This window comes from Mucilaginibacter psychrotolerans (genome assembly GCF_004519315.1).
Taxonomy (GTDB): Bacteria; Bacteroidota; Bacteroidia; order Sphingobacteriales; family Sphingobacteriaceae; genus Mucilaginibacter; species Mucilaginibacter psychrotolerans.
Genome location: NZ_SOZE01000034.1, coordinates 17,658 through 33,554 on the forward strand (window position 1 = coordinate 17,658; position 15,897 = coordinate 33,554).

At 44.5% G+C, this 15,897-nt stretch carries 19 protein-coding genes; 5 read left to right on the forward strand and 14 right to left on the reverse strand.

The window, feature by feature from the left end; translation table 11 throughout:
- Window positions 1–115: 115 nt before the first annotated feature.
- The 4 genes from E2R66_RS23040 to E2R66_RS28525 form a co-directional block, all read right to left on the reverse strand.
- The gene (locus E2R66_RS23040; RefSeq protein WP_133235343.1) at window positions 116–307 is read right to left on the reverse strand and encodes a hypothetical protein; all 192 of its coding nucleotides are present in this window, start codon (window positions 305–307) and stop codon (window positions 116–118) included.
- A gap of 55 nt (window positions 308–362) precedes the next feature.
- Window positions 363–554: a hypothetical protein gene (locus E2R66_RS23045; RefSeq protein ID WP_133235345.1), complete on the reverse strand. Its 192-nt coding sequence runs from the start codon at window positions 552–554 to the stop codon at window positions 363–365.
- Window positions 555–620: 66 nt separating this feature from the next.
- Window positions 621–764 carry a hypothetical protein gene (locus E2R66_RS28520; protein ID WP_158288488.1) on the reverse strand — a complete coding sequence of 48 codons (144 nt, stop codon included), beginning with the start codon at window positions 762–764 and terminating at the stop codon, window positions 621–623.
- A gap of 30 nt (window positions 765–794) precedes the next feature.
- Entirely contained in the window at window positions 795–935 is a 141-nt protein-coding gene (locus tag E2R66_RS28525) for a hypothetical protein (RefSeq protein WP_158288489.1), read from the reverse strand.
- Window positions 936–1,266: 331 nt separating this feature from the next.
- Here E2R66_RS28525 and E2R66_RS23050 point away from each other — a divergent pair, with 331 nt between their 5' ends.
- Window positions 1,267–2,706, forward strand: a complete 1,440-nt coding sequence (locus tag E2R66_RS23050) for a tetratricopeptide repeat protein (RefSeq protein WP_133235347.1) — start codon at window positions 1,267–1,269, stop codon at window positions 2,704–2,706.
- 5 nt (window positions 2,707–2,711) lie between these two features.
- On the opposite strand, the gene E2R66_RS23055 is transcribed toward E2R66_RS23050, so the two are convergent.
- The 3 genes from E2R66_RS23055 to E2R66_RS23065 form a co-directional block, all read right to left on the reverse strand.
- Complete coding sequence (locus E2R66_RS23055; protein ID WP_133235349.1) at window positions 2,712–3,005, reverse strand: hypothetical protein; 294 nt, start codon at window positions 3,003–3,005, stop codon at window positions 2,712–2,714.
- Window positions 3,006–3,214: 209 nt separating this feature from the next.
- Entirely contained in the window at window positions 3,215–3,583 is a 369-nt protein-coding gene (locus E2R66_RS23060; protein WP_240049462.1) for a helix-turn-helix domain-containing protein, read from the reverse strand.
- A gap of 159 nt (window positions 3,584–3,742) precedes the next feature.
- The gene (locus E2R66_RS23065) at window positions 3,743–6,037 is read right to left on the reverse strand and encodes an ATP-dependent helicase (RefSeq protein WP_133235351.1); all 2,295 of its coding nucleotides are present in this window, start codon (window positions 6,035–6,037) and stop codon (window positions 3,743–3,745) included.
- Window positions 6,038–6,313: 276 nt separating this feature from the next.
- Between E2R66_RS23065 and E2R66_RS23070 the strand changes: the two genes are divergently transcribed.
- Entirely contained in the window at window positions 6,314–6,514 is a 201-nt protein-coding gene (locus E2R66_RS23070) for a DUF2683 family protein (RefSeq protein ID WP_133235353.1), read from the forward strand.
- Window positions 6,505–6,762, forward strand: a complete 258-nt coding sequence (locus E2R66_RS23075) for a Txe/YoeB family addiction module toxin (RefSeq protein ID WP_133235355.1) — start codon at window positions 6,505–6,507, stop codon at window positions 6,760–6,762. Before E2R66_RS23070 ends, E2R66_RS23075 begins: the two co-directional genes overlap by 10 nt.
- A gap of 7 nt (window positions 6,763–6,769) precedes the next feature.
- Here E2R66_RS23075 and E2R66_RS23080 read toward each other — a convergent pair whose 3' ends face one another.
- Both E2R66_RS23080 and E2R66_RS23085 read right to left on the reverse strand, forming a co-directional pair.
- Window positions 6,770–7,165, reverse strand: coding sequence for a hypothetical protein (locus E2R66_RS23080; protein ID WP_204985982.1), 396 nt, complete (start codon window positions 7,163–7,165; stop codon window positions 6,770–6,772).
- A 160-nt stretch (window positions 7,166–7,325) separates the two neighbouring features.
- A complete protein-coding gene (locus E2R66_RS23085) occupies window positions 7,326–8,186 on the reverse strand; it encodes an Rpn family recombination-promoting nuclease/putative transposase (protein ID WP_133235357.1) in 861 nt (286 codons plus the stop codon).
- 106 nt (window positions 8,187–8,292) lie between these two features.
- Between E2R66_RS23085 and E2R66_RS23090 the strand changes: the two genes are divergently transcribed.
- Both E2R66_RS23090 and E2R66_RS23095 read left to right on the forward strand, forming a co-directional pair.
- A complete protein-coding gene (locus E2R66_RS23090) occupies window positions 8,293–10,311 on the forward strand; it encodes a thioredoxin domain-containing protein (RefSeq protein WP_133235359.1) in 2,019 nt (672 codons plus the stop codon).
- Window positions 10,312–10,492: 181 nt separating this feature from the next.
- On the forward strand, window positions 10,493–10,993 hold the full coding sequence (locus E2R66_RS23095; RefSeq protein WP_133235361.1) for an FKBP-type peptidyl-prolyl cis-trans isomerase: 501 nt from the start codon (window positions 10,493–10,495) through the stop codon (window positions 10,991–10,993).
- 137 nt (window positions 10,994–11,130) lie between these two features.
- Here E2R66_RS23095 and E2R66_RS23100 read toward each other — a convergent pair whose 3' ends face one another.
- The 5 genes from E2R66_RS23100 to E2R66_RS23120 are packed head-to-tail and all read right to left on the reverse strand — an operon-like array spanning window position 11,131 to window position 15,750.
- Window positions 11,131–11,823 (reverse strand): toxin-antitoxin system YwqK family antitoxin, encoded by a 693-nt coding sequence (locus E2R66_RS23100; RefSeq protein WP_133235363.1) that lies wholly within the window; start codon window positions 11,821–11,823, stop codon window positions 11,131–11,133.
- 21 nt (window positions 11,824–11,844) lie between these two features.
- Window positions 11,845–12,264: a PH domain-containing protein gene (locus E2R66_RS23105; protein WP_133235365.1), complete on the reverse strand. Its 420-nt coding sequence runs from the start codon at window positions 12,262–12,264 to the stop codon at window positions 11,845–11,847.
- Between the two features lie 12 nt (window positions 12,265–12,276).
- Window positions 12,277–12,576: a HigA family addiction module antitoxin gene (locus tag E2R66_RS23110; protein ID WP_133235367.1), complete on the reverse strand. Its 300-nt coding sequence runs from the start codon at window positions 12,574–12,576 to the stop codon at window positions 12,277–12,279.
- 6 nt (window positions 12,577–12,582) lie between these two features.
- Window positions 12,583–12,915 carry a type II toxin-antitoxin system RelE/ParE family toxin gene (locus E2R66_RS23115; RefSeq protein ID WP_204985983.1) on the reverse strand — a complete coding sequence of 111 codons (333 nt, stop codon included), beginning with the start codon at window positions 12,913–12,915 and terminating at the stop codon, window positions 12,583–12,585.
- A 15-nt stretch (window positions 12,916–12,930) separates the two neighbouring features.
- Complete coding sequence (locus E2R66_RS23120; protein ID WP_133235371.1) at window positions 12,931–15,750, reverse strand: outer membrane beta-barrel protein; 2,820 nt, start codon at window positions 15,748–15,750, stop codon at window positions 12,931–12,933.
- Window positions 15,751–15,897: the final 147 nt, after the last annotated feature.

Here is a 15,897-nt window from a genome sequence, read left to right on the forward strand (position 1 = left end):
AAATGCCGAAACTACGCCTGTGGTTAAGATAAGTGCTGATGCTATGATTACTTTTTTCATGATTGCTTTTTGTTATAGATGTTATGCTTTGTTTGTGGGTTGATAGGTGCTTTAATTAGTCTGCCTGACCGATATCTTTTTTAGTATCAGCCTGACCGATATCTTTTTTGGTATCAGCCTGTCCAATGTCTTTCTTGGTAGATGGCTTGGTGGTAGTGGTATCGCGTTTTGCAGGTGCAATAGTGGTAAATGCCGAAACTACGCCTGTGGTTAAGATAAGTGCTGATGCTATGATTACTTTTTTCATGATTGCTTTTTGTTATAGATGTTATGCTTTGTTTGTGGGTTGATAGGTGCTTTAATTAGTCTGCCTGACCGATATCTTTTTTAGTATCTGCCTGTCCGATATCTTTTTTGGTATCGGCCTGGCCAATATCTTTCTTAGTTGATGGCTTGGTGGTAGTTGTATCGCGTTTTGCAGGTGCAATAGTGGTGAATGCCGAAACAATGCCGGTGGTTAAAATTAAGGCTGCTGCGATGATGGTCTTTTTCATGTTATATGTTGTTAGGGATGTTTTTATTTATGTTATGTCTTTAGCGTTTCCTGGTTGATGATTTTATCAGTCGGCAGTGCCAATGTCCTTGCGGAACGGGGTTGTGCTATGTTCAATGGCCGTTGCGGTTGGCTGCGGGTTTACCTCTTTTGTACAAGAAGGCAGGATGCCGGTGCCTACGAATAATGCTGCAATAAATATCTTTTTCATAACAGGGGTATTTAACGGTAATTAAGGTAATTAATCTGCAATGCCAATGTCTTTGCGAAAGCCTATGGAGGGTTTCAGGATAACGCTTAGCGCGGTGCTATTGCTTTTTGTAACGCAGGATGCCATTATTCCTGAGATTAAAATCAACGCTGCCATGCAAATTTTTTTCATGTTATTTAATAGTTTAAATTTTATTTTAAATTAATTGTGTGCCGCATCTGTTGTTAGCGATATTGCAAGGCTTTTTTTGCCCTTTGTAATCAATAGTTTATAATTTAAATCAGCAAAAAATGTTAATTTTTTGGCGCAAAAACAACATGCCAAACATAACTTAACTTATTGCTAGTCAGTTATTTAAACAACGCAAATATAAATATGTTTTTTAATTTTCGAGAAACTATTTCATTTTTTATTTTTTATTTTTTTTCCTAAATTTAGTACAAACATCCATACTTAGTATTTATTTTATAACTTTCACGGTATTTCAACGTATATAGCCCCGATGACTAAAATTTATCCTCTGATAATTCTGTTATTTATTTGTTGTTCTGTTGGCGCTAATAATGTTTACGCAAGTATTAACTCAAGGGATACGTCTGAGGTAATAAAGTTAAATAAACAGGCATTAGATAACCGCTACACCAGTCCCGAGCAAACCATAGAGGTAGCCAACAAAGCGCTCGCGCTTGCGCAGGAGTTAAATTACAACCGGGGCGTAGGGGAGGCTTACAGGGTAATAGGTATAGGGAATTATTACCTTAACCAGGCAGGCAAGGCCATTGATAATTACCTTAAGGCACTTGATGTTTTCAAGGCTACCAACGATCTCCGCAACCAGGCCAAAGTGCTCAACAATATTGGCAACCTATATCTGGACAATAATAAAGACAAGGCGCTTGAATATCTTAACCAGGCTTTGGGCATAGCCCAAAACATCAACGACAAATCGGTTAAGGCATCAATTATGATGAATATTGGTAACGTTTATTACCGTAATAAAAGCTACAACCAAGCCCTTAGTTATTACGATAAAAGCAATATTATGTTCGCTGCCCTGGGCGACTCGATAAACCTGGTGCAGGTACAGCAAAACAGGGGCGTTATTTACTACAACCTGCACGAGTTTGATAAGGCCGAAACGCTGTTGCTTGCAGCCAATAAAGCCGGTAAAGAACTCGATTTGAACAAGCCTGTTGCCAGTACCAACCTTACACTTGCAACGCTTTATATAGCGCAGGGCAAGTTTGAGGATGCCAGTCGTATGGTAACCGAAGGGCAGGCCTACGCTAAGGTGCTGAAAGATGAGAAACTAACCAACGACTATAACTACGTCATTTACCAGCTGGAATCAAAACGGAAGAATTACGAGAAAGCGCTGTATTACCTGCAGATGATCTTCAGGCAAGATAGCGCGATACATAGTTCCAACGAAAGCACCCAAATAACGATGCTGCAGGAGCAGTATAAGCAGGCCGCCACGCAGCGGGAGAAAGATGCCATTATCCTGCAACAGCAAAACGACAGGATTAAATTTTGGGCCGTAACAATAGTTGCCGGCCTTTTGCTTGTAGTAATAGCCTTGCTGGTAAGCAATGTAAAACGCAAGGCTAATACTAATGCCAAACTAACCGAGTTGAACGGCGAGGTATCTAAACAGAAAGATAATTTGGATAGGGTGAACCATCACCTGGAAGAAATTATTGATGAACGCACGAAAGATTTGCAGGTAAAAAACAAGAAATTATCAGAATACTCCTCATACCTTTCGCACCAAATTCGCGGACCCATCGCCACGCTCCGTGGCCTTATGAATCTGGAGAAGGAGGGGCTGGTTGATGAGAAGGAATGCATCAAAATGATGGATAAATGCGTATCAGACATCGATCAGAAAATAATCGAAATGAGCGAAATGCTGAACGATAGCGGCAAAAACGCTTATTAAACTCCTTAACGTAGTCCAGGCAGGGAAGCGTGTATCTGTGCCTCAAGCAGCCCTAGATACACACAGTAAATAGATATCATGTGCAAAATAAGCAGCTGTTTGTGCTTGTGGTAACCCTGTGTTTCAAACGCAAGCTTCTCTTTGCCTGCGGTAACAAAAAAGCGCACCTCGCCTTTACGGGGCTTAAACCTTGATTTCAACAAGTCGAAAGCCTTCACTTTTAACTTAGTTGCCGGATCGTGTATGATGCCGTTTTTTACTGCATCATCATTGGCTATAGATATCATGTAGTTGCTCATGTTGGTCTTTTTTATGCCACTTTAGGTGCAGCATGTTATTTAAGCCATTGATGTGCCATTAATGCTATAAGCTAAAAAAAAACAAATTACGTTCACTTTTGCACAGTAAAATTAAGCTATGCTCAAGTTATTTTCCCAAAGAGAAATTGTAGGACTATTTACAAAAGGCCAACTGTTTTGTTTACTAAACAGTTGGCCCCTGTTTATTACTAAACATGATTTTTATTCAGCAGCTCTTCGTACAGCAAAATTACTTTGCGCTGCAGATTGGTTATTTCGGTTTCCCTGTCCAATAATTTCTTTTGGATGATGTTAAGGCTAACATCCTGCGTACTGGGTTCTTCTACGTATTCAAGCGAAAGCAGGTTAACCACGCTTACCTCAAAAATGTTGGCAATTTGCTCAAGCCTCGATAAATTAATATCAGTAACGCCGGTTTCGATTTTAGAAAATGCAGGGATAGAAATGCCTAAACGGCTGGCAACATCTTCCTGGCTCCAGCCACGGTCGTGGCGGAGCGTACGGATGTTTTTACCTGCCGATTTGTTTGTCTTCTTTTTTATTGTTTCGCTCATCATGTACGTGAAAAAATTAATTAATGGTAAATTGGGTATTAATACCTATCCAAATGGAATGCCATTAATCAAAATGTGCCCCTATTGCGTTATATTAACACAGCGTTAAACATACATGAAAAAACCGGGGAATTAGTTCCACATAATATGGAAATTAAAAGGTTACTCTGCCCCGCCCACTATACTTAGCTTAGCAAACTTTAGTAAAAGTTGCTTCTGCCCGATTTCCTTAAAGAAAATAGTTGCCTTAACATCCGGTTTATTGCCTTCCAGGTTAAGTACCTTACCAAAACCAAAGCGTTCGTGCTCTACCTGCATGCCTACCTGCAGGTTACTGGTATCAGCTATTTTAAAATCTTTTGACACCACGTGTGCCTTTGCCAGTATAGAGGTGGTTTTAACAGGTGGTGGCGTTGTGGCGGTTTTTGGCTTGGAAAAGGTATCGCCCTTGGTATCGGGCTTGCGGCTCCAGGCGTTACGCTCATCATCAAAAAACGAGCTCTGCGCAGGTTTCGCCGAATAATCCAACTCCAGGTAACGGGCATCTATCTCATCTAAAAAGCGGCTAGGCTCGCAATTGATCAGCGTACCAAATTTAAAGCGCGATGTTGCATAACTGATGCTCAGTTTGCGCTCGGCCCGGGTAACAGCTACGTAAAACAGCCGGCGCTCTTCCTCCAGGTCGCTGCGCGAGTTGAGCGACATTTGCGATGGGAACAGGTTCTCTTCCAACCCCACCACGAATACTTGAGGAAACTCCAGCCCTTTGGAAGAGTGGATGGTCATGAGTGATACCGTATCGGCATCCTTGTTTTTATCCTTGTCGTCGTTTGTTAACAGTGCAATATCCTGCATAAAAACGTCGAGGCCTTTTTCTTCGATGTCTTCTCTTTCAGAGAATTCCTTGATACCATTCAGCAACTCCTGTATATTCTCGTAGCGATTGAGGCCCTCTACGGATTTATCCTCGTAAAGGTCTTTCAGCAGGCCCGAATGCTGGGCAATGTAAAGTGCCGCTTCGTAGGCACTCTGATTTTTGGCCAGCACCTGAAAACTTTGAATCATGGCCGCAAACGCCGATAACGACGCAGGTGCTTTTTCAATGTACCGATTGGGTTGTAATATCACCTCGAAAGGGGTAATGCTATTTTTGTCTGCCGCTACGATAATTCTATCAACAGTTGTGTCCCCGATACCACGCTTTGGGTAATTGATCACGCGTTTCAATGCTTCCTCGTCATTAGGATTGAACGTGAGGCGGAAATACGCGATAAGGTCCTTTATCTCCTTACGCTGGTAGAAGGATAAACCCCCGTATATTTTATAAGGGATATTATTTTTGCGCAAAGCCTCCTCCATAGAACGCGACTGTGCGTTGGTGCGGTACAAAATGGCGAAATCGTGCCATTTCATGCCGTTAGTGCTCCTGTCCTGCATAATGGTATCGGCAACCATCTTACCTTCTTCGTTATCGCTGAAGGCACGCATCACTTTTATCTTGTCGCCGGTTTCTTTTTCGGAGAAAACGTTTTTCTTCAGCTGCTCTTTGTTATTGGCAATGATGCTGTTGGCTACACTTACTATATTTTGGGTAGAGCGGTAGTTTTGTTCCAGCTTAAATATTTTCAGGTCGGGATAATCCTTTTCAAAGTTGAGGATGTTCTGGATGTTGGCCCCGCGGAAGGCGTAGATACTTTGTGCATCATCGCCTACCACGCAAATATTCTCGTTTACGGCAGCCAGGCGCTTTACAATGAGGTACTGTGAAAAGTTGGTATCCTGGTACTCATCCACCATCAGATATTTAAACTTGTGCTGGTATTTGTTCAGCACATCGGGGTGCAGTTTTAAAAGCTCATTGGTTTTAAACAACAAATCGTCAAAATCCATGGCGCCGGCGCGGTAGCAGCGTTGCACATAGGTTTGATAGATAACGCCCAGTTTGCCACGGCCGCCGCCCTGGTCATCGGCCTGTATCTGGTCGTTCTGCTGGTATTCCTGCCAGCCAACCAGGTTATTTTTGGCGGCAGAGATACGATTCAATACAAAGTTTACGGCGTAGAGCTTATCATCCAGGTTCATTTCCTTGAGGATAGCGCGGAGCACGCTCTTGCTGTCGTCGGTATCGTAAATGGTAAAGTTGCTAGGGTAGCCGATCTTTTCGGCTTCTACGCGCAGCAATTTGGCGAACACCGAGTGGAAGGTACCCATCCAGATGTTTTTGGCTTCGGGGCCGCAAATATGGTTTATACGCTCGCGCATTTCGCGGGCGGCTTTGTTGGTAAACGTAAGTACCAGTATGTTAAACGAATCTACCCCGCTGCGGATAAGATGGGCAACCCGGTAAGTGATAACACGTGTTTTGCCCGAGCCTGCGCCAGCGATGATCATCACCGGGCCTTTAATTTGCAGTACGGCGGCCTTTTGTTCGGGGTTTAACCCAGCTAAATAATCCAAATCCTTTTCCTCTTTTCTTAAAAGGCGAAATTAAGTAATTTGAAGATAAATGGGGGCGGAAAAATGCTAACATTATTAGGGCGTTGTTGGCATTGTGGCTATTTAACCACAGAGGACGCTAAGATTTGCGTGGTGAAGAGGCGCAAAGAGCACGGAGGAAGAACGGAAAAGAATTACAACTTTTGATATGGCCTGTGCTGCTCAATTGTAAAAATATATCTGTGGAAAAAAATGCTAACGTTGTAAAGGTTAATGGAATAATTGATAAATTTGTCTATGGCAACTTTAATATTGCATCCTGAAAATCAAGAACAATTAGATGCTTTAACTGCTGTGGCTAAAGCTTTAAAGGTGGTATTTGAGTTAGGTGAATCGCCTTACGACCCTGTTTTTGTAAAAGAAGTACTCGAAGGGGAGAAAGTACGAAAATCTGGAAAAAAAGGGTTACGGGTTGATGTTGACAATCTATGGAAATAGACCTTTTCGAAAAAGCTCAAAGGGATTTTGAGTTTTGGAAAAAGTCGGGCAACAGGATTGTTCAGAAGGAAATACAGCAGCTTTTTCACGATACGAAGCAGCATCCATTTGAAGGCATAGGGAAACCTGAAGCGTTGAAATACGAACTTTCCGGGAAGTGGTCCAGGCGTATTGATAACGAACACCGAATTATTTATGATGTTGCGGACGATACAATAAATGTTTATTCGCTACGCGGCCACTATTAATTTCTCCTCACAACCTTTTCTTCACCGCCATATAAATTACCCAGCCGAATGGCACCAACCAAACGATATCGTTGAACACATTCACCCAAAAGAATGAGGGGGGGAGTTTGCCCAATACGATATAGTACACCGAGCCAACCGGCCCCAGTAATTTGCCTATCCAGCCTACCAAAATAAGCGGCCAGTAGGTGTTCGGATCTCGCGAAGCGAAGTAGTAGGCAATGCCGTACACGCCAACCAGCATGCCAACGCAACGCAGGATGATCAGCAGGAAATCGGTAGGAGCGTTGCCGAACAGGAGGATTTGCGGGTAGGCGGAGATCACTAAGCCCCAAAAGATATTATACAGGGCGGCCAAAAACATAATGATTTTGGCGTAGTGGAGTTTGGCGATAGCTTGCATTTGACAAGAGGTTTGGTGATTATTTTCGGTGCAAATTCAATGAAAATACTACCACTTGTCTGGGCTTAGTACAATTGCCTGCATCCTCGGCAGTAGGATGGTTGCAGATCAATTGTTGAAGAGATGACTTTATAAGGCACAATGAGAGTTATCGAGTTTACTACAGTTTTTCAATTTCTTCAATCGCCAATTTCGTTGTTTTAGCTATGAAATCAATAGCCAAGCCTTCCTTTTTAAGCTCACGGGCAATGTCTAATGCTTCATTGTGTTTAGCTTCTTTCACCGCATATTCTAATACATTTTGGTTATCCCATTTATATTTTAAGCTGCTATCGTACATATCTTTTTCCTCCTTTGTAAGATTTGTATATTCAGCAATGCTGAATAATTTTTCAAATATCGGTTTGCGTAAGTAAACCGGAATTTTGTCCATCCGGCTCATGTTCTTTAAAACATAAAGCCATTTGTCAAGGTCGTCTATTAAATCAACCTCCTCTTTCACAAATTTACTCAATTCAATATAGGTATAACCTAATTTATCGTAAAATATTTCGCCGGTTTCGCGGTTACATAAGCAAATGTCGTGCAGGTAAGCGTTGGCAGGGCTACCCTCTAAACTAAAATCCTCTAATAGCGCTACCAGATATACTTCGTCAATATTGTATCCCCAAGCATTTCTTTTGCCCTTGGGTGCTTGTTCGCTGATCAACCTGGATGTATAAAACAAAGCCCTTTCCTTGAAGTATCCTTGCCTGGCTCGTTGTACTTCTATCAAAAAACGCTCGCCTTTATCACCAGTACAAAGCAGGTCAAATATTGCTGTGCCCTCTTGTTTTATATCTCCGTGGTGTTCGGTTTTATTGTAAACGAGATCCGCAATATGTTTACGCCCGCGGAACACAACGTTTAAAAAGGCAATCAGCAGGTCTTTGTTAGGCTCACTGCCAAATATCTTCTTGAAAGCGAAGTCAACTAATGGGTCGATATATCTTCCGGGTACAGGCGGTTTGGTTTCAGGCATATTCAAATATAAAGCTTTACAAGCGGAACGCAAATTGCCCGTATTTTCATTTGTGCTTTTTAAAAACAATTAACACCTTAGCCACTTATCCTGAAAAACGTACGTTATGAATCGCCTCGCCAATTCCACCTCCCCATATTTATTACAACACGCCAACAACCCGGTTAACTGGTACCCCTGGGGGCCGGAGGCTTTGCACAAGGCCAAAGAGGAGAACAAACTGATTTTGGTGAGCATCGGCTACTCGGCATGCCACTGGTGCCATGTGATGGAGCATGAAAGCTTTGAAGACGATGCCGTTGCAGCGGTGATGAACGAGTATTTCGTCTGCATCAAAGTCGACCGCGAAGAACGCCCTGATGTTGACCAGATATACATGAGTGCCGTGCAACTGATGAGCGGCAGGGGAGGCTGGCCGCTAAATTGTATCTGCCTGCCCGACCAAAGGCCTATCTACGGCGGCACCTACTTCCGCAAGAACGACTGGACGAGTCTGCTCTTCAACCTTGCTGATTTCTACAAAACCAAGCCCGAGGAAGCCGAGGACTATGCCGTACGCCTTACCGATGGCATCAAACAATATGAATCCGTTGCCTTTGTGCACGAGCAGCCCGAATATACCAAAGCGGACCTTGTGCCTATCCTGAAAAACTGGAAGCGCTATATCGACGAAGAGGAGGGCGGCCTGGGTGGCGCGCCGAAATTCCCGATGCCCAATAACTGGTTGTTTTTGATACGTTATGCCCACCTGATGCAGGATGAGCAGATTTCTCGCGTGGCTAAACTCACGTTAAAGAAAATGGCTTACGGCGGTATTTATGACCATATCGGTGGCGGCTTTGCCCGTTACGCGGTGGATGGTGTTTGGCATGTGCCGCATTTCGAGAAGATGCTGTATGATAATGGCCAACTCCTTAGCCTGTACTCCGAAGCTTATACCTGGAATCTCGACCCGCTTTACAAAATCATCGCCGATGAAATTATCAGCTTCGTAGAACGCGAACTAACCTCGCCCGATTATGGTTTTTATTCTGCGCTAGATGCCGATAGCGAAGGCAAGGAGGGCAAATACTATATTTTCACCAAGGCCGAAATCGAGGAGATATTGGGCGACGAAACCGAACTCTTCTGCATTTATTACCACGCTACCGATGCGGGCAACTGGGAGGAAGAACATGCCAACGTTTTCTTCCGCAGGGAAGATGATGAGCCATTGGCTGCTACTTTAGGTTTGCCGGTGGAAGCATTGCGAAGCCGCATAGACCTTGCCTGCCAAAAAGTTTTCGATGCCAGGGATAAGCGCATCAGGCCGGGGCTGGATAATAAGATTTTAGCCTCCTGGAACGGCCTGATGCTGAAAGGCCTTTGCGATGCCTACCGCGCCTTTGATGAGCCGACTTACCTTGACCTCGCCCTGCGGAACGCGGAATTCCTGAGTAATAACATGCTATCTGGCGATAAACTCCTGCGGATATTCAAAGAGCCCGTGCTTTTGCCCAATGGCGATCACGAACCCATCGCCACTTTTTTGGATGATTACGCCAACATCGTAGATGCCTTTATCGCCCTGTATGAATCTACTTTTGATGAGCAATGGCTTACCCGCGCAAAAGGCATTAGCGATTATGCTATTTTGCATTATTACGATAAGGTCAGCGGCATGTTCTTTTACACCGCGGATGACGACGAGCACCTCATAGCCCGCAAATACGAGATGATGGATGGCGTTATCCCCGCTTCCAATTCTGTAATGGCGCGCAACCTAAAAAAGCTCGGGCTATTCTTCGACCAGGAAGCTTATCATGATATAGCAGCACAAATGCTGCGCAACATCGTACCGCATCTGGCTAAATATAGCACCGGTTACAGTAATTGGACTTCGCTTTTACTGGATGAGTTATTCGGCACTTACGAGGTAGCGATTACCGGTGATAATGCCGATGCGCTGCGTAAACAGATGGAACAAAACTACATCCCCAATAAAATAATGTTGGGCGGTAAAAAAGGAACACTACCTTTGCTGGCAGATAAGCCGGGGGATATCAACCGGATTTACGTTTGCCGGGATAAAACCTGCAGCCTTCCGGTTGATAATACGGCGGATGCATTAAAACAAATAACGTAGTAAATTCTAATATCTAAAATCGAAATTCGAAAAAAAAAAGCAACGCAATACCAACAAAGTTTAGGGTTAGGCGTTCGAATTTAGACTAAGCAATAGAGTTTAGAATTGAGTATTTAAATTTTAGCCTTTAGAGTTTAGGCTTTAGATTTTAGGATTTAATTGTTAACGAATAATCATTATAATGAAAATTGAACCACAACACGTAGTATCATTAACATACGATTTGTATGTTAAACAAGAAGATGGCAGCGAAGGCCTGGCAGAAAGCGCAACGCAGGAGCAACCGCTAACCTTTTTGTTCGGCGCGGGCCAAATGATACCCAAATTCGAAGAGAACTTAAGCACCCTATCAACAGGTGATACCTATGATTTCCGTATATCAGCAGCAGAAGGTTACGGTGAATTCGACGAAGAAGCAGTAGCTAACTTGCCGAAAGAAATGTTCCAGGGTGCCGAGATACCGCAAATTGGCGAAGTATTGCCTTTGCAGGATAATAATGGCAACCGTTTCCAGGGCCAGGTAGTTTCGGTTACCGAAGACTCGGTAATTGTAGATCTTAATCACCCTATGGCCGGCCAGGAACTGCATTTTAAAGGCGAGATATTGAACGTGCGCCCTGCAACGCCGGAGGAACTTTCTCACGGCCACGCACACGGCCCGGATGGCCACCACCATCACTAAGTCTAAGGCTTAAACACAACGTACAACAGGCGCATCGTATAATTTACGGTGCGCCTGTGTTGTTAGTGGCAAACAGAAAGAACGGTTTAACAAAAGGGCCGCTTCCGGTTTAGTGCATTACGCAATGTAGTGGCGACTTAGTCAAAATCGAGGTGATTATTATCGGTGATGTATGCTTTTATCATGATGCGGCAGGCAATGCCCTCGCCATTTAACGTAGCGGGTGTGAATATTTTGTCGGCCTCGTCGGGCAGGTTGGTGTTCATGTTGATAACCCTTACGGTTTTGCCTTTGATATTAAGGTTTACTTTATAGCTCGCCAATCGGCCAAGTGGGCTTATCAGCAGTTCTACAGTTACATCGAAGAAGTTTTTGTTTGACGGGTCGATGTAATCGGGTAAGGTAAACAACTGTAGGTAGGGGATATACCCGTAATACCTGCCGCCTATTTTAATAGGTTTGGTCACTTTATCGGTAGGCTGTAGCTCCCGGTCCACAAAGTAACGCAGCGAAGAGGTGGTATCTTCCGGTGCTTCGAAAAACAGCTTTTCGGCCGTATAATCATATACTTCAAGCTGCTGGCCTTGCGAACTAAAAAAACGCCAAAGCCCCACCTTTTTATTATTGTCGTACATGCCGGTGGCTACTACAGTTGTTTTTTGGAAGAGTGCCATGTACAAGCCCTGCTTCACGTTTTTATTGGTTTTCAACACCGTAGTAACTTCCTGCACGGAGTTGGTAAGCCAGTTTTTTTTCTTCGTGGTTTCCTGTGCGTTTCCGCTATAAGCTAATAATATGCAGGAAAAAAAAAGGATTAGCGTCTTTAACATGCGTTCAATCTTCGGTTTTGGTTATGAATTATACCGGATACCCGGGTTTATTTTTTGTAATTCGGCTACGAAAGCGGCTTTATCCTGTGGGGAGATTACAACCGAATCGAATTTGTTATAAAACAGCTCCAACCTATCCATCGAAAGGGCAGGGGCGCTCAGTATGCTATGGGTATCTTCCACTTTGGTTATGCTATTGATATCAACGATAGTATTAAAGAACATGCCGCATTTCACCTTCAACATGCCATCGCTTTGGATGGTATAATAGGTATTGAAAAACACCGGCAAAAACACTGCCGACATTACTGCGAGCAGCAACACCGCTCCAATATACCTGCCGCCGGCAATGTAGCCAACTTCTATCAATAGCAAAATAATCAGCGGGATAAAGATAACGAACCCCCTCTTCGACGGGAATTTTTGCGCATGGTTTAACATGGGGTGAAAATACTATGCAGAGTGCTGATACTTAAAGGGCTTCAAGTACAGCTCTTTTGTTTTTTCGGCTGCCAAATGCAGGTTATATTTGGTTTGCAAATTAGCCCATATCTCGGCGGTACCCCCGAATACTTTTGCAATCCTAAACGACATCTCGGGCGTGATATCCGATTGTTCGTGAATAATCTTGTTTAAGCTTTGGCGCGATATGCCCAGCATTTTAGCTGTTTCGGTTACCGTTAATTCATTTGCTGCGATAATGTCCTCCCGCAAAATTTCACCGGGGTGGATATGCCTCATTTGTCTTTTCATGGCTTTTTAATGATAATCTATATAATCAACGTCAGATGCGTGTTGTCCATCAAATCGAAAGATAATCCGATAATTTTTATTAACCTTAATACTCCAGTAGTCTTTCAGGTCTCCGGAGAGTTTATGGATGTTCCAGTTTCGATAAGCGCCAAAATCATCAGGCACTTGTGTTGCTGAGTCAATAACATCCAACATTCGTTCGATGCGGTTAACAAGGTCCACAGGTAATTTACTGCCATTACCATGTTCCCACAATAGTCTTAACCCTTTGTGTTTGAAGCTTTCAATCATTTTTACTTTGACAACTGTAAATTTACAGTTGTCAACTACTAAATCCAAACAAATTCTTATTTTCTACTCCGGCCTGCCGCCACCTCCGCCACCTCCGCCAAAACCACCACCACCTTCACCACCGGCGCGCCTGCCGCCGGCACCGCCGTTGCGACCGCCCCTGCTGCCTGCAAATTTCTGCAGCCTTATGGCAAACGTCAGCATAAAATAACGGCCAAGGCGATTGGTGCGGGTATCAATAATTTGGTTGCCGCTTACGCTACGGGTTACGCCGGTATTTTGGTTGAATAGATCATAAGCCTGGAAACGCAGCGCGCCAATGTTGCCTTTTAAAAACTGGTACTCTACATAAGTGCTCAGCAGGGTAGGGTTGGCCTTTACCGTACTGCTGAAACCACGGTTAATTGTTTGGGTAAGGTTGTAGCCTAGTATCCAACCCTTAAAAAAGTAATTGCGCCCATCAAGCCCCAGCGTCCAGGTGCGGGCATCGGTACTGATGAATGATGGGATGCTGTAATGGGTGGTATTTACGCTGTAATTGCCGCTCACTTCGGTATCCATCAGGCTGTCGATATCTATGCGGATGCGCGCCCCCTGGTTAAATACCCAGTTTTTACCAACGTTGCGCACATCGTTAAGGTAGCTGATGTTGTTGTTGAAATTGGCACCACCGTTTAGCGTAACGGTAAACTTGCGGTTGGCAAAGGGTTTGGAGTAAGCGTAGTTGCCATTGGCCGAGTAAAAGCCATCGGTATTTAAATAGCGGGTTTCCTGTATAGTGTTGTTGCGGCCACCGGTACCCGAAGCATTGCTAACGGTGATAGGCCGCGTGTTGCTTACGATTCTGTCCTGGGTACTGGTGAACGATAGGTTGGTGAAGAGCGAGTTGCCGCTGGCGATATCGAACTGGTTGTACCGCAGGCTTATGTTGTTGTTGAACGCCGGTTTTAGGTTGGGGTTACCATAAACACGGTTCTGCGGGTTGCTGAAATCGGGCTGCAATTGTAATTGCGTAAAGCCAGGCTGGCTGTTGCTGCCGCTATAATTAACCGATAAAGAATGGTTTTTGGCAAAGTTGTAGATAAACCGGGCCGTTGGTATATAATTAAAGGTATTCGTGCTGGTGCTAAAATTACGCGATTGCCCATCCAGCGAACTGGGTTGCACGGCCAGGCCCACGGTGTAGTTGTATTTGGTTTTTACGCCGCGCAGGTTAAGCCCGAATTTATTGGTGATGAATTGGTAATTATACAATGTGCTCAGCGAGTCTACATACGTTTGGCCCAGCGTAACCGGGTCTATGCGGTAGTTATAGCGGTTGTTATCGGTATTGGTATAATTGTGGTTGTAGTTGGCTTCCAGGTAATTGCCGTTGCCTATGGGCTCGGTGTAGGATAACGATACGCCGTAGCGGTTGCTGCTGTTATTGGTGTTAATTTGCTGGTACAGAGGCGTTGTTATGCCCGCTTGTTCGGTAGTGTATTGGTCGTTGAGGTCTTGCGTGTTTTTGGAGTAACCCAGGCTGGTATTTATGCTGAAGTTGCGCCCCTTTTTTGCGAATTTATGGTTATACAAAACGCTGATGCTGCCGCTTGGTGCGGTAGAGTTGGTTAAGGCCAGTTCGTTACCGGTAACGGTGGTATCGTTACGCGTATTGCTGAAGGCATCTGTGCTGTTATCGTTGGAAGAGTTATAGTTGAAGTTGGGGGTTATCTTGAGGTAATTCAGGGTGTCTATCCGGTACTCCATATTAAAGTCTATCCGGTGGTTAAGGTTATGGGTACGTCCGTCGCTGTTATCGGTACCCAAAATTGCGCCCGACTGGAACAAGCTTTGCGTTTGCGAGGTGGTGGTGCTCAGCCTGTCGCGATTAGCATAACTATAGCTGCCATAAACGGTTATCTTTTTGCCCCACTCGTTGCGGTAATTAAAACCCAGCGAACGGTTGGTGGTGATACCATTGGCCGTGCTTACGCCGCCACCTGCAGACCCGCCTCCACCACCCCGTCCGGCTCTGCCGCCGCCACCCCCGCCTGCGCCCAGGTTAAAGGAGTTGGTATTGTTATTGTTTACAGTGCCCACCAGCGATACCTGTTCCTCTTCCCTGAAAGCATTGGCCGATATGCGCGCCAGGTAACGCTCATCGTTACCTATGCCTACCGTGCCCTGCCCAAATTTGCCCGTCCGTTTGCCTTTTTGTATGGTGATGTTTAAGATCTTATCAGGGTCGCCGGTTTTGATGCCCGTGAGGTTGGCCTGGTCGCCATAGTCATCTATCACCTGTATGTTCTCTACAATATCGGCAGGCAGGTTTTGGGTAGCGGTTTGCACATCACCGTTAAAATAGTCCTTGCCATTTACGCGCACCTTGGTAATCTGCTTACCGTGTGCGGTAACGTTGCCATCTTTATCTACCGATACGCCGGGCAGTTTCTTCAGCAGATCCTCAACCGGCGAACCCTCGCGCACTTTGTAGGCTGCGGCTTTATATTCAACCGTATCTTCTTTAATGGTGATGGGGTTTATAGCAGTTACGTTTACCTGCCCCAGCATATTGGTTTGTACTTTCAGTTTAATGGGGTCCAGCCGGATGGCCGTATTCTGGTCATCCATTGCGTATTTCCGGCTCATGGCTTCATACCCCAATCCCGAAACGGTTATCTTGAAATTCCTCGAAAAAACTGCCCCAAAACTAAACCCGCCTTTGGTGTCGCTGGCTACTACCATGCTATCCTTATCTGAGGTGAGTTTCACCGTCATCCCGGGCACCGCACCAAGGCTATCTATAAGGGTACCGCTAACGGCGCGCGGAGGCTGCTGTGCAAAAAGTGCTCTGGCAGAAAGCATAAGGATGAGGAGCAGTAAGGATAAACGTTTTGTCATGGCGGTGGATTAATTGCGCTAATGACGGTTAAAGTATCGAGAAGTTTAATTGTAATGCCAATGTCATACAAATGTTGCAATGAGAATGCCTTTTTGCTATCAATTTAATTATGTCTTAATTTTTTTAACCTTTTTTATAGGATAAGC

Coding starts and splice junctions, on each gene's coding strand:
- E2R66_RS23095 (WP_133235361.1), top strand. CDS start 10,493: ATGAAAATTGAACCACAACACGTAGTATCATTAACATACGATTTGTAT.
- E2R66_RS23110 (WP_133235367.1), bottom strand. CDS start 12,576: ATGAAAAGACAAATGAGGCATATCCACCCCGGTGAAATTTTGCGGGAG.
- E2R66_RS23070 (WP_133235353.1), top strand. CDS start 6,314: ATGGCAACTTTAATATTGCATCCTGAAAATCAAGAACAATTAGATGCT.
- E2R66_RS28525 (WP_158288489.1), bottom strand. CDS start 935: ATGAAAAAAATTTGCATGGCAGCGTTGATTTTAATCTCAGGAATAATG.
- E2R66_RS23085 (WP_133235357.1), bottom strand. CDS start 8,186: ATGCCTGAAACCAAACCGCCTGTACCCGGAAGATATATCGACCCATTA.
- E2R66_RS23055 (WP_133235349.1), bottom strand. CDS start 3,005: ATGAGCAACTACATGATATCTATAGCCAATGATGATGCAGTAAAAAAC.
- E2R66_RS23080 (WP_204985982.1), bottom strand. CDS start 7,165: ATGCAAGCTATCGCCAAACTCCACTACGCCAAAATCATTATGTTTTTG.
- E2R66_RS23120 (WP_133235371.1), bottom strand. CDS start 15,750: ATGACAAAACGTTTATCCTTACTGCTCCTCATCCTTATGCTTTCTGCC.
- E2R66_RS28520 (WP_158288488.1), bottom strand. CDS start 764: ATGAAAAAGATATTTATTGCAGCATTATTCGTAGGCACCGGCATCCTG.
- E2R66_RS23050 (WP_133235347.1), top strand. CDS start 1,267: ATGACTAAAATTTATCCTCTGATAATTCTGTTATTTATTTGTTGTTCT.
- E2R66_RS23105 (WP_133235365.1), bottom strand. CDS start 12,264: ATGTTAAACCATGCGCAAAAATTCCCGTCGAAGAGGGGGTTCGTTATC.
- E2R66_RS23100 (WP_133235363.1), bottom strand. CDS start 11,823: ATGTTAAAGACGCTAATCCTTTTTTTTTCCTGCATATTATTAGCTTAT.
- E2R66_RS23090 (WP_133235359.1), top strand. CDS start 8,293: ATGAATCGCCTCGCCAATTCCACCTCCCCATATTTATTACAACACGCC.
- E2R66_RS23060 (WP_240049462.1), bottom strand. CDS start 3,583: ATGATGAGCGAAACAATAAAAAAGAAGACAAACAAATCGGCAGGTAAA.
- E2R66_RS23045 (WP_133235345.1), bottom strand. CDS start 554: ATGAAAAAGACCATCATCGCAGCAGCCTTAATTTTAACCACCGGCATT.
- E2R66_RS23075 (WP_133235355.1), top strand. CDS start 6,505: ATGGAAATAGACCTTTTCGAAAAAGCTCAAAGGGATTTTGAGTTTTGG.
- E2R66_RS23040 (WP_133235343.1), bottom strand. CDS start 307: ATGAAAAAAGTAATCATAGCATCAGCACTTATCTTAACCACAGGCGTA.